Source organism: Streptococcus oralis, assembly GCF_003943385.1.
GTDB lineage: Bacteria > Bacillota > Bacilli > Lactobacillales > Streptococcaceae > Streptococcus > Streptococcus oralis_CA.
The window spans coordinates 43,420-56,517 of the sequence record NZ_RJPI01000002.1 but is presented as its reverse complement, the minus strand read 5'-3'; the positions used below and the strand labels follow the sequence as shown (position 1 = coordinate 56,517).

Here is a 13,098-nt window from a genome sequence, read left to right as displayed (position 1 = left end):
GACCAAACTAGGATTTTCTAACGCGTTTTTGTCTACGATAGCCATTGAGTTTTTTATTTTCCCAATAGCTGTTAAAGATTTTTTCCTTGCTCTCGCGATTGATTTCCAAAAAGTAGGCATAAATCAAATCTATTAAAATGAGCATAGGGAGTTGAGCGGAAATACGCTGGATGTAAGAAGATTGACTATGGCTTGCCACAAGGACCGTTTCGGTATAAGCCTGACTATTTTTGTTTGGTGCGCTGGTAAAGAGGATGGTCTTGGCGCCCATTTCCATGGCATCTAACAAACTATCGAGGACGGATTGGGTAGTGCCTGATAGGGAAAAACCAAGTACCAAACAGTTTTCATCCATGATGCTAGTCGTCCATGCAAAGCCATCCTGATCGGTCAAAGCTTCACAGACAACACCTAGTCGCATAAAACGCAGTTTCATCTCACGGGCAATCAGACCAGAACTTCCCGTCCCAAAAAAGTAAACTCGTTCAGCATCCTCAATTAACTGAGCTACACGTTCAAGCTGCGCTTCATCGATCAAATCCTGTGTTTGTTCACGTAGGTTGCTGTAGCTTCGAAGCACACGTTTGGTCAAAGGACTATGTTTGTGAGAATGGGTGTCCTGTTTATTGGTCTGGTGCTGGTATTGAAAAACAAATTCTCGATAGCCAGTAAAGCCACATTTTTTTGCAAAACGGGTAAGGGCAGCTTGGGAAACATGCAGTTTTTGAGTAACCTGTTGCGATGATAGATCATCCACAATCGTATCTACCTGCAAGAAATAACGAGCTATTTCCTGCTCTAACTCTGTTAATTCTTCAAAATGAAGATCAATAATAGTTGCGATATCCTGCTTTTTCATGGAGCTCCTTTTCATGAGTCAAACTCTTAAAAGTTGACGATTGCCTGCTTATTAACATCATTATATCATAGAAGATAGGATAACTAAATAAAAAGGCATTTTCAGATAAAAGTCAAAAAATACTTCTCCTTTTCCAAGAGTTTCTCCGTAAAATATGGTACAATGAGAAGTACTGAGCTTCACCAGTTTGCTCTATTATTTTAGCTGAAAATGAAGGTGAAAATCGAAAATTTTTCTAGAAAAGAGTCTTAGTTGTATGAGAAAATTCAATAGCCATTCGATTCCGATTCGGCTTAATTTACTGTTTGCCATTGTCATCCTGCTCTTTATGACCATTATCGGTCGATTGTTATACATGCAGGTACTGAATAAAGATTTCTATGAAGCAAAGTTGGCATCAGCCAGCCAGACCAGGGTGACAACTAGTTCAGCTCGAGGCCAAATCTATGATGCAACAGGGAAACCCTTGGTAGAAAACACACTTAAGCAAGTTGTTTCTTTCACACGAAACAATAAGATGACGGCGGCAGAGTTAAAGGAGACAGCCAAGAAACTTCTCACATATGTGAATGTAACCTCCCCTAATCTGACAGAGCGACAGATTGCAGATTATTACTTGGCGGACCAGGATATTTACAAAAAAACAGTCGAGGATCTGCCAAGTGACAAACGTCTAGATTCAGATGGAAATCGCTTATCTGAAGCGACTCTCTACAATAATGCGGTTGAAAGTATTGACGTGAGTCAACTCAATTATACAGATGACCAGAAAAAGGAAATCTATCTCTTTAGTCAGCTCAATGCTGTTGAAAATTTTGCAACGGGCACCATTTCTACAGATGCCTTGGATGATACTCAGGTCGCTCTCGTCGCATCAGCATCCAAGGAATTACCAGGGATCAGCATTTCAACTTCATGGGACCGAAAAGTACTAGACACATCTCTATCGTCTATCGTCGGTAGTGTTTCAAATGAGAAGTCCGGTCTTCCAGCTGAGGAAGTTGACGCTTATCTCAAGAAAGGCTACTCTCTCAATGACCGAGTGGGAACTTCTTATCTTGAAAAGCAATATGAAGATGTCCTCCAAGGCAAACGCTCCGTCAAGGAAATCCACCTCGACAAACACGGAAATATGGAAAGTGTGGAGAATGTCGAGGAAGGAAGCAAAGGAAACAATATCAAACTAACGATTGACCTAGCTTTCCAAAATGGAGTGGATGACCTGCTTAAGAGCTACTTCAACTCCGAGTTGAGTAATGGTGGCGCTAAATATTCGGAAGGGGTCTACGCAGTCGCTCTCAATCCTAAAACAGGTGCAGTTCTAGCCATGTCTGGTATCAAGCATGATGTTGAATCAGGCAAACTGAGCTCAGACTCCCTAGGCACAGTCACTAACGTCTTTGTGCCAGGTTCTGTTGTCAAGGCGGCAACCATCAGCTCTGGCTGGGAAAATGGAGTTTTGTCAGGCAATCAAACCTTGACAGACCAGCCGATTGTTTTCCAAGGTTCAGCTCCCATCAATTCATGGTACACTTTGTCCTATGGTTCTTTCCCTATTACAGCGGTTGAAGCCTTGGAATATTCTTCAAATACATACATGGTGCAAACAGCTCTGGGAATAATGGGACAGACCTATAAACCCAATATGATGGTAGCAACGAGTCAATTAGATACAGCTATGGGCAAATTGCGATCAACCTTTGGGGAATATGGACTCGGAGCTTCAACAGGGATTGATCTTCCAGATGAATCAACAGGATTTATACCAAAAGAATTTGATTTGGCCAACTATCTAAATAATGCTTTTGGTCAGTTTGACAACTACACACCTATGCAGTTAGCCCAGTATGTCGCGACCATTGCAAACAATGGCGTACGTTTGGCTCCTCACATCGTTGAAGGGGTTTATGGAAACAATGACCAAGGTGGCTTAGGTAGTCTAGTTCAAGAAACAGCTACCAAGGAAATGAACAAGGTTAATATCTCAGAAGCAGATATGGCTATCTTGCAACAAGGTTTCTATCAAGTTTCTCATGGAACGAGCGCTCTGACAACTGGTCGTGCCTTTTCAAATGGCGCAGCCGTTTCCATCAGCGGGAAAACGGGTACTGCCGAAAGTTACGTTAATGGCGGTCAAAAAGCCAATAATACCAACGCAGTCGCCTATGCACCAACCGAAAATCCTCAAATCGCAGTCGCAGTCGTCTTTCCTCATAACACCAACCTTACAAACGGTGTCGGACCTTCGATTGCACGCGATATTATCAATCTCTATAACCAACACCATCCAATGAATTAGAAAGGAACTTATGCTGTATCCAACACCTATTGCCAAGCTGATTGATAGCTATTCAAAGTTACCAGGTATCGGGATCAAAACGGCTACCCGTCTAGCCTTCTATACTATTGGAATGTCTGATGACGATGTCAATGAATTTGCCAAAAATCTCTTATCTGCTAAACGGGAATTGACCTATTGTTCCATTTGCGGTCGCTTGACCGATGATGACCCTTGCTCGATCTGTACAGATCCAACTCGAGACCAGACAACAATCTTAGTGCTAGAAGATAGTCGCGATGTTGCAGCTATGGAAAACATCCAAGAATACCACGGACTCTATCATGTCTTGCACGGCCTCATTTCTCCTATGAATGGCATCAGTCCAGACGATATCAATCTCAAGAGTCTTATGACCCGTCTCATGGATAGTGAGATTTCAGAGGTGATTGTGGCAACCAATGCGACAGCAGATGGGGAAGCGACATCTATGTATCTCTCTCGTCTCCTCAAACCAGCTGGTATCAAGGTCACTCGTCTAGCACGAGGCCTGGCCGTGGGAGCAGATATCGAGTATGCGGATGAAGTCACACTCTTACGAGCTATTGAAAATCGAACAGAGTTGTAGGAGTAAACAAATTTACGAACTCAATTCATTTATACAAGAACGGGGAGACCGAGTTTGTCGTTATCGGTCTCTTTTTATATTTCTTTACTACTAGTACCATGTTCAAGTTTCAAAAAAGAAGCAAATATGATATACTAAGGTGCGAGTATTCTATTAGAAAATAGGACAGTAATATGAAACAAACAATTATTCTTTTATACGGTGGGCGGAGTGCAGAGCGTGAAGTCTCTGTCCTTTCAGCTGAAAGTGTTATGCGTGCGGTCAACTACGACCGTTTCACAGTCAAGACTTTCTTCATCAGCCAGTCAGGTGACTTTATCAAAACGCAAGAATTTAGCCAGACTCCAGGTCAAGAGGAACGTCTCATGACCAATGCGACTATTGACTGGGATAAGAAAATTGCGCCAAGTGCCATCTACAAAGAAGGTGCTGTGGTCTTTCCGGTTCTGCATGGACCGATGGGAGAAGATGGCTCTGTTCAAGGATTTTTAGAAATTTTGAAAATGCCTTATGTCGGCTGTAATATTTTGTCATCCAGCCTTGCTATGGACAAAATCACGACTAAGCGTGTTTTAGAATCAGTAGGAATTGCTCAAGTTCCTTATGTGGCCATCGTTGAAGGCGATGATGTGACCTCTAAAATCGCTGAAGTTGAGGAAAAGTTGACTTATCCAGTCTTTACTAAGCCATCAAACATGGGTTCTAGTGTCGGTATTTCTAAGTCTGAAAATCAAGAGGAACTCCGTCAAGCATTGAAACTTGCCTTCCAATATGACAGCCGTGTCTTGGTTGAGCAAGGAGTAAATGCCCGTGAAATCGAGATTGGTCTCTTGGGCAACTACGATGTCAGGAGCACTTTGCCAGGTGAAGTGGTCAAGGATGTTGCCTTTTATGACTATGATGCCAAATATATCGATAACAAGATTACCATGGACATCCCAGCCAAGATTAGTGATGATGTGGTAGCTGTCATGCGTCAAAATGCAGAAACTGCCTTCCGTGCGATTGGTGGACTAGGTCTATCTCGTTGTGATTTTTTCTATACAGATAAGGGCGAGATTTTCCTAAACGAGCTTAATACCATGCCAGGTTTTACCCAGTGGTCTATGTATCCACTGCTATGGGACAATATGGGAATCAGCTACCCAGAACTAATTGAGCGTTTGGTTGACCTTGCAAAGGAAAGCTTTGACAAGCGCGAAGCCCATTTGCTATAAAAATGAAAGAGAGGGTAGGAGTCAGAACCATCACTGCTAGGTGATTAGAGTTCTCGGACTTCAACCCTTTTTAAAGGAGTAGAAATGAAATTAACAATCCGTGAAGTCGCCCAAGCTGTTGGAGCTAAAAATGATGTTAGTCTCTTTGCAGATGTTCAGTTAGAAAAGGCTGAGTTTGACAGTCGTTTAATCACTGCTGGAGATTTGTTTGTTCCGCTCAAGGGTGCGCGTGATGGTCACGACTTTATCGAAACAGCTTTTGAAAATGGTGCAGTAGTAACCTTATCCGAGAAAAAGGTTGCAAATCATCCCTACATTCTAGTAGACGATGTCTTGACTGCTTTTCAAACTCTCGCAGCCTACTATCTTGAAAAAACAGCGGTTGATGTCTTTGCTGTTACGGGTTCAAATGGCAAGACAACGACCAAGGATATGTTGGCGCACTTACTGTCAACAACCTACAAGACCTACAAAACTCAAGGCAATTACAATAACGAGATTGGCCTTCCCTACACAGTTCTCCATATGCCTGAGGGGACAGAAAAGTTGGTCTTGGAGATGGGGCAGGATCACTTGGGGGATATCCATTTCTTGTCTGAATTGGCTCATCCAAAGACAGCCATCGTGACCTTGGTTGGAGAAGCCCATTTGGCCTTTTTCAAAGACCGTTCGGAGATTGCTAAGGGAAAAATGCAAATTGCAGACGGTATGGCTTCAGGTTCTTTGCTTTTGACACCAGCCGACTCCATTGTAGAGGACTATTTGCCCGCTGATAAAAAGTTGGTTCGTTTTGGGCAAGGAGCAGAGCTGGAAATCACAGGCTTAGTTGAGCGCAAGGACAGTCTGACTTTTAAGGCTAATTTCTTGGAGCAAGCCCTTGATTTGCCGGTGACTGGCAAGTACAATGCCACCAATGCTATGATTGCTGCTTATGTGGCTCTACAAGAAGGAGTTTCAGAGGAGCAAATTCGTCAAGCCTTTCAGAACCTAGAATTGACCCGTAATCGTACTGAGTGGAAGAAAGCAGCCAATGGAGCAGATATTCTGTCTGACGTATACAATGCCAATCCAACTGCTATGAAGTTGATTTTGGAGACATTCTCTGCCATCCCAGCCAACAAAGGAGGTAAGAAAATTGCGGTCTTGGCAGACATGAAGGAACTTGGTGACCAATCTGTTCAGCTCCATAACCAGATGATTTTGAGTCTTTCCCCAGATGTGCTTGATACGGTTATTTTCTACGGGGAAGACATTGCTGAATTGGCCCAACTTGCCAGTCAAATGTTCCCAATCGGTCATGTATTCTACTTTAAGAAAACTGCGAGCGAAGATCAATTTGAAGACCTTGTCAAGCAGGTCAAGGAAAGCCTCGGTGCCAATGACCAAATTCTGCTCAAAGGCTCGAACTCTATGAATCTAGCTAAGTTGGTAGAAAGTTTAGAAAATGAATGCAAGTGATTTTACCAAGTATCTGCAAAGAATGCTAGCTATTACGGATACTGGATTAACCTTTACAAAAGATCCTTTTGACTGTGAGCGATACGAGGACTTGCGAAGTTTGTTTAGCGAAATGTTGAATCAGGTATCAGACCTCGATGCAGAAGAAGTGGCAGAAGTCTTGAAACCAACTTCCGCTTACGCGACTCCTCTGATGGACGTCCGTGCTTGGATTGTTGAGGATGAAAAAGTCTGTTTAGTTAGAGGAAAAGGAGAGGATAGTTGGGCTTTGCCAGGTGGATTTGGTGAAGTCGGCTATTCTCCAACTGAAAATATTCTCAAGGAAATTGAAGAAGAAACCGGTTTTACAGCAAAAGCTGAAAGGTTACTTGCAGTTTTTGATACCAATCGTTTCCAACTACAGAGCAAACAATATGCAAAGTTTGTGTTTGAATGCCAACTTTTTGACGGACAATTTCAAGAGAATCAAGAAATTGCCGACCTTCAATTTTTTGCCATTAACCAACTGCCAGTCTTATCTGAAAAACGCATTACCAAGGAGCAGATGGAGATTCTTTGGCAGGTTTATCAGGGACAAAGAGAGCAATATATTGATTAGGTTATGCTAGAGAAGTCTGCAAATCAAAAAAGGGTGTCTGCAAGGTGCATTTCTGCGAGACAAATGATATAATAGGTTGCGAATTTAAGTCGCAAGTATTCTATGCATGGTATAGAATCAAGCTTTTTCAAAAAAATTAAAAAGGTCGAGCAGTGACTTTTCTACTGCTCTGGCTAGATGAACGAGGAATAGAATATGAATTTGTGGGAACAATTATTTACCACACAGATATCAGAACCGCCCCAGTTTGAACTCCACTGGTATATTGGTTTGTTATGTTTATTGGCTCTTACTTTCTATGCTTCTTATCGCTTTCGCGACAAAGTGACTTACCAGCGCTTTATTCAGATCCTTCAGTCTCTTCAACTGATTGTTCTGTATAGCTGGTATTGGGGGAATCAAATGCCCTTATCAGAAAGTTTGCCCTTCTATCATTGTCGTATCGCCATGTTTGTCATGCTCTTGATTCCAGGGACTTCCAAGTACAAGCAATACTTTGCCCTTCTAGGAACCTTTGGAGCAACAGCAGCTCTGGCTTACCCACTCTTTGACCCTTATCCGTTTCCGCATGTGACCATCCTGTCCTTTATCATCGGGCACGTGGCACTTTTGGGGAATGCGCTCCTATACTTGTTTAAGAATTATGAAGCTTCCCTGCTCAATTTGAAAAATGTGACAGTGATTACATTTTCTCTAAATGCCTTGATAGGAATTGTCAACTTGGTTGTAGGTGGAGATTATGGATTTTTAAATAAACCACCACTAGTGGGAAATCACGGACAATTGGCGAACTACCTCATCGTGTCCAGTGTGTTGGTAGCAGCAATCAGCTTGACTGCAAAAGTAGTAGAGGTCTTTTTGCAACAAAGAGCAGAAAAAATTATTCAAGAGAAAGCTTAAAAAGGCCTTCTCTTTTTTTGATTAAATATGCAAAATATAGCTGTAAGGATATAAAAATAATGATTGCTCCTGAGAAAATTGTTTAAAAGACTTTTACAAAAAACCTAGAGGAAATTTATGAAAAACTAAGCACGATTGGATTTTTTGTGTTATAATATTTTGTGAATAGCTGTGTCCGTCACAGTTATTGAAAATAGAAGTGAGAAACTTGGAAGACAGAGAGGATGCAATGTAATGACTAGAGATGGTTTTTTTACAGGCTTAGATATCGGAACTAGCTCCATCAAAGTGCTGGTTGCCGAACATAGAGATGGTGAAGTAAATGTAATTGGCGTTAGCAATGCCAAGAGTAAAGGTGTCAAAGACGGGATTATCGTTGATATTGAGGCTGCTGCTTCAGCAATTAAATCCGCAATTTCCCAAGCAGAAGAGAAGGCAGGAATTTCAATCAAGTCTGTCAATGTTGGTTTACCAGCAAACCTCTTGCAGGTTGAACCAACTCAAGGAATGATTCCTGTAACATCAGATACAAAAGAAATTACAGATCAAGACGTAGAGAATGTTGTCAAATCGGCTTTGACAAAGAGCATGACGCCTGATCGTGAAGTGATTACGTTCATTCCAGAAGAATTTATCGTAGATGGCTTCCAAGGTATTCGTGACCCTCGTGGCATGATGGGGGTGCGTTTGGAAATGCGTGGTTTACTTTACACAGGACCTCGTACCATTCTTCATAACCTTCGTAAAACCGTGGAGCGTGTGGGAATCCATGTTGACAACGTCATCATCTCACCATTAGCGATTGTCAATTCAGTTCTCAATGAGGGAGAACGTGAGTTTGGCGCGACAGTGATTGATATGGGTGGTGGGCAGACTACAGTTGCAACTATTCGCAATCAAGAATTGCAATTTACAAATATCTACCAAGAAGGTGGAGAATATGTTACTAAAGACATTTCCAAAGTCTTAAAAACTTCCCAAAAAATCGCAGAAAGTTTGAAACTAAACTATGGTGAAGCTTATGTTCCACTAGCAAGTAACGAGACTTTCCAAGTAGAAGTCATTGGTGAAGTAGAGCCTGTTGAAGTGACAGAAAGCTACTTGGCAGAAATTATTTCAGCACGTATCAAACATATTTTTGATCAAATTAAACAGGAGTTAGACAGAAGACACTTGTTGGATCTGCCGGGTGGTATCGTTCTGATCGGCGGAAATGCGATTTTACCAGGAGTTGTCGAATTGGCGCAAGAAGTGTTCGGTGTTCGAGTGAAACTCTATGTGCCAAATCAAGTGGGAATTCGCAACCCTGCTTTTGCACATGTAATCAGCTTGTCTGAGTTTGCAGGTAAATTGACAGAAGTGAATCTTCTGGCTCAAAAGGCAGTCAGAGGAGATGAATTCCTTCGTCAAAAACCAATTAATTTTGGTGTTTCAAATCAAAGTGTGACACCGATTATACAAACAACTCCAGTGCAACCAGCTACTGCAGCAACTGAAATCACACCTGACAGTGGCCTTGCTCCAAGAGACGAATTCCAAGTAAGTTCTCAAGATAAACCGAAATTAACAGACCGTTTCCGCAGCTTGATCGGAAGCATGTTTGATGAATAAAAGAGGAAAAGAAATTATGACATTTTCATTTGATACAGCAGCTGCTCAAGGTGCAGTTATTAAAGTAATTGGTGTCGGTGGAGGCGGTGGTAATGCTATTAACCGCATGATCGACGAAGGTGTTTCAGGCGTAGAATTCATTGCAGCGAACACAGACGTACAAGCCTTAAGTAGTACAAAAGCTGAAACAGTTATCCAACTCGGACCAAAGTTGACTCGTGGTTTGGGTGCTGGAGGTCGACCTGAGGTTGGTCGTAAGGCTGCTGAAGAAAGCGAAGAAGCATTGACAGCAGCGATCAGCGGGGCAGACATGGTTTTCATCACTGCTGGTATGGGTGGAGGATCTGGAACAGGTGCTGCCCCAGTTATTGCCCGCATTGCAAAAGATCTTGGAGCTCTTACAGTTGGTGTTGTGACACGTCCTTTCGGATTTGAAGGAAGCAAACGTGGTCAGTACGCTGTAGAAGGAATCAACGAACTTCGCGAGCATGTTGATACTCTATTGATTATCTCAAACAACAACTTGCTAGAGATTGTTGACAAGAAAACACCACTTCTTGAAGCTCTTAGCGAGGCAGATAACGTCCTTCGCCAAGGTGTTCAAGGGATTACAGACTTGATTACCAACCCAGGTTTGATCAACCTTGACTTTGCTGACGTGAAAACGGTTATGGCAAACAAAGGGAATGCCCTCATGGGTATCGGTATTGGCAGTGGAGAAGAGCGTGTCGTTGAAGCGGCTCGTAAAGCGATTTACTCACCACTTCTTGAAACAACCATTGACGGTGCTGAAGATGTCATTGTCAACGTTACTGGTGGTCTTGATTTGACCTTGATTGAAGCGGAAGAAGCTTCAGAAATCGTCAACCAAGCAGCTGGTCAAGGAGTGAATATCTGGCTTGGAACATCAATCGACGAAAGCATGAAAGATGAAATCCGTGTAACAGTTGTAGCGACTGGTGTTCGTCAAGAACGTGTAGAAAAAGTTGTTGGTTCTCCAGTAAAACAAGCAGCTCGTCGTGAAGCCTCAAGACAACCGCACCCTCAAAATTTTGATCGTCATTTTGACCTGGAAGATACAGCAGAATTACCAAAACAAAGCCAACGACGCTTTGAAACAAGTCAATCTTCTGCTTTTGGTGATTGGGACTTGCGTCGTGAATCAATCGTTCGTCAAACTGATTCAGTCGTATCACCTGTAGAACGTTTCGAAGCACCGACTTATCAGGACGAAGATGAGTTGGACACACCTCCATTCTTCAAGAATCGTTAATCAATGGATTTGAAAAAAAATACAGAGTTCGTTATTCAGCAGGTCGCTGAAGCTAGCCGAGAAGCCAATCGTGATCCAGCTTCTGTTTCAATTATTGCAGTGACGAAATATGTGGACGTAAAAACAGCGGAAGCCTTGCTTCCCCTGGGTGTTCATCATATTGGTGAAAATCGTGTTGATAAATTTTTAGAAAAATATCAGACGTTAAAAGAATTCCCTGTCACTTGGCATTTGATTGGAACGCTACAAAGACGGAAGGTCAAAGAAGTAATCCCTTTTGTGGATTACTTTCATGCTTTAGATTCCTTAAAATTGGCACAGGAGATTCAAAAGAGGACAGATCATGTTATCAAGTGTTTCCTACAGGTCAATATTTCAGGAGAAGAAAGCAAGCACGGTTTTTCAAAAGAAGAATTACTAGAACTTTTGCCGAACTTGGCTCAGCTAGATCAGATTGAGTATGTTGGTTTGATGACCATGGCTCCTTTTGAGGCAGATTCTGATGAATTGAAACAAATTTTCAAGAAAACTCAGGAACTGCAAGCAGAAATTAGGGAAAAACAAATTCCTAATATGCCGATGACAGAGTTGAGCATGGGCATGAGTCGTGACTATAAGGAAGCGATTCAATTTGGTTCGACCTTTGTTCGAATTGGCACAGCATTTTTTAAATAGGAGAGATCTATGTCTTTAAAAGATAGATTTGATAAATTTATAGATTATTTTACAGAAGATGGGGAAGAAACAACTGCGACTTATCAACCTCAGGATGAACAGATGATTGCTTCATCGAGTAGTTCAGCTTCTAAAGAACTGCCAGCGCAGTTTCAATCAACCACTTCAAAAGATGCCAACATCACTCGCTTACATGCTCGTCAACAAGAATTGGCTATGCAAAGTCATCGTACAGATGAAAAAGTAACGATTGATGTTCGTTATCCTAGAAAATATGAGGATGCAACAGAGATTGTGGATTTATTGGCTGGAAATGAAAGTATCTTGATTGACTTCCAGTACATGACAGAGGTTCAGGCTCGTCGTTGTCTAGACTATCTGGACGGTGCCCGTCATGTTTTGGCAGGTAATCTGAAAAAAGTTGCGAGTACAATGTATTTGTTGACACCAGTCAATGTGGTTGTGAATATTGAAGATATCAAGTTGCCTGATGATTCTCAAAGTGCAGAATTTGGTTTTGATATTAAACGAAGTAGAGCGAAATAATGATTTTTCTAATTCGTCTGATCCAAAATGCAGTGAATATCTATTCCCTGCTTTTGTTAATCTATGCACTCCTCTCTTGGTTTCCAAATTCTTACGGTAGTTCACTAGAACGTTTACTGGAAAAGCTTGTTAGACCGATTGTTGATCCACTTCGCCGTTTACCTTTACAATTTGGAGGTTTGGATTTATCCATTTGGCTGGCAATCTTAATCGTCCGTTTTTTGGGTGACAGCTTGATTCGTTTCTTGTTGATAATATGATGACAAATAAAGCGATTTACCAGCACTTTTCCCTTGCTGATGCTCCCTTTATTGATAAGGGATTAGAGTGGATCAAGCGGGTGGAAGATACTTATACTCCTGTCCTCACTGCTTTTGTCAACCCGCATCAGGAACATATATTGAGGGTTTTGGCTGGGACCTATGGACTGGGCTGTGTGAGTAGCGGAGAATATATCCATACGGAATTTGTCCGTGTCCTTCTGTATCTGGACTATTTCAGTCCGACACTGTCAGATTTTGAAATGGCATTGCTAGAGATCCGTTATCCAAGTAGATTTGAACAGCTAACACATGCAAAGATTTTGGGGACAATCATCAATCAACTAGGAATTGATCGTAAGCTCTTTGGTGATATCTTGGTAGATGAAAAGAGAGCACAGATCTTTGTAAATCGTGATTTTATCCCTCTGTTTCAGGATGGGATACAAAAGATTGCCAGACTACCTGTGTCGCTGGAGGAATGTCCTTTCACCGATAAAATTATATCTGAGATCAATTATCAAGAACAAGAGATTTTGATTTCCAGTTTTCGTTTGGATGCCCTCTTATCAAGTGCCTTGAAATTATCCAGAAAGCAGGCTAGTCAACTCATAGAGAAAAAATCTGTTCAGGTAAACTACCACCCCATTGAAAAATTAGATTATCTAGTAGCTGTAGGGGATTTGATTAGTGTGAGAAAGTTTGGTCGTCTGAAGATTGTCAAAGAAAATGGGCAAACTAAAAGGGATAAGATAAAACTGACTATCCAATTATTATTAAGTAAGTGAGGAAAAG

At 41.8% G+C, this 13,098-nt stretch carries 13 protein-coding genes; 12 read left to right on the top strand and 1 reads right to left on the bottom strand.

What is annotated here, in order from left to right; translation table 11 throughout:
- Positions 1-7: 7 nt before the first annotated feature.
- On the bottom strand, positions 8-859 hold the full coding sequence (locus D8803_RS02035; protein ID WP_131200081.1) for a MurR/RpiR family transcriptional regulator: 852 nt from the start codon (positions 857-859) through the stop codon (positions 8-10).
- Positions 860-1,115: 256 nt separating this feature from the next.
- Here D8803_RS02035 and pbp2b point away from each other — a divergent pair, with 256 nt between their 5' ends.
- The 12 genes from pbp2b (at position 1,116) to D8803_RS01975 (ending at position 13,091) form a co-directional block, all read left to right on the top strand.
- On the top strand, positions 1,116-3,158 hold the full coding sequence (gene pbp2b, locus D8803_RS02030; RefSeq protein WP_131200080.1) for a penicillin-binding protein PBP2B: 2,043 nt from the start codon (positions 1,116-1,118) through the stop codon (positions 3,156-3,158).
- 10 nt (positions 3,159-3,168) lie between these two features.
- Complete coding sequence (gene recR / locus D8803_RS02025; protein ID WP_050227134.1) at positions 3,169-3,765, top strand: recombination mediator RecR; 597 nt, start codon at positions 3,169-3,171, stop codon at positions 3,763-3,765.
- A 173-nt stretch (positions 3,766-3,938) separates the two neighbouring features.
- Positions 3,939-4,982, top strand: a complete 1,044-nt coding sequence (locus D8803_RS02020) for a D-alanine--D-alanine ligase (RefSeq protein ID WP_131200079.1) — start codon at positions 3,939-3,941, stop codon at positions 4,980-4,982.
- A gap of 84 nt (positions 4,983-5,066) precedes the next feature.
- On the top strand, positions 5,067-6,440 hold the full coding sequence (locus tag D8803_RS02015; RefSeq protein WP_131200078.1) for a UDP-N-acetylmuramoyl-tripeptide--D-alanyl-D-alanine ligase: 1,374 nt from the start codon (positions 5,067-5,069) through the stop codon (positions 6,438-6,440).
- Positions 6,427-7,038 (top strand): NUDIX hydrolase, encoded by a 612-nt coding sequence (locus tag D8803_RS02010; RefSeq protein ID WP_061417189.1) that lies wholly within the window; start codon positions 6,427-6,429, stop codon positions 7,036-7,038. Before D8803_RS02015 ends, D8803_RS02010 begins: the two co-directional genes overlap by 14 nt.
- Before the next feature lie 195 nt (positions 7,039-7,233).
- On the top strand, positions 7,234-7,938 hold the full coding sequence (locus D8803_RS02005) for a TIGR02206 family membrane protein (RefSeq protein ID WP_061417188.1): 705 nt from the start codon (positions 7,234-7,236) through the stop codon (positions 7,936-7,938).
- Between the two features lie 234 nt (positions 7,939-8,172).
- Positions 8,173-9,549 (top strand): cell division protein FtsA, encoded by a 1,377-nt coding sequence (gene ftsA, locus D8803_RS02000; RefSeq protein WP_061417187.1) that lies wholly within the window; start codon positions 8,173-8,175, stop codon positions 9,547-9,549.
- 16 nt (positions 9,550-9,565) lie between these two features.
- On the top strand, positions 9,566-10,822 hold the full coding sequence (gene ftsZ / locus D8803_RS01995; protein WP_004243484.1) for a cell division protein FtsZ: 1,257 nt from the start codon (positions 9,566-9,568) through the stop codon (positions 10,820-10,822).
- Positions 10,823-10,825: 3 nt separating this feature from the next.
- The gene (locus tag D8803_RS01990; protein WP_125453360.1) at positions 10,826-11,497 is read left to right on the top strand and encodes a YggS family pyridoxal phosphate-dependent enzyme; all 672 of its coding nucleotides are present in this window, start codon (positions 10,826-10,828) and stop codon (positions 11,495-11,497) included.
- A gap of 9 nt (positions 11,498-11,506) precedes the next feature.
- Positions 11,507-12,043 (top strand): cell division protein SepF, encoded by a 537-nt coding sequence (locus tag D8803_RS01985; RefSeq protein WP_061417185.1) that lies wholly within the window; start codon positions 11,507-11,509, stop codon positions 12,041-12,043.
- A complete protein-coding gene (locus D8803_RS01980) occupies positions 12,043-12,303 on the top strand; it encodes a YggT family protein (RefSeq protein WP_000576498.1) in 261 nt (86 codons plus the stop codon). The genes D8803_RS01985 and D8803_RS01980 overlap by 1 nt, the downstream gene beginning before the upstream one ends.
- Positions 12,300-13,091 carry an RNA-binding protein gene (locus D8803_RS01975; protein ID WP_061417184.1) on the top strand — a complete coding sequence of 264 codons (792 nt, stop codon included), beginning with the start codon at positions 12,300-12,302 and terminating at the stop codon, positions 13,089-13,091. The genes D8803_RS01980 and D8803_RS01975 overlap by 4 nt, the downstream gene beginning before the upstream one ends.
- The last annotated feature ends 7 nt before the right edge of the window (positions 13,092-13,098 follow it).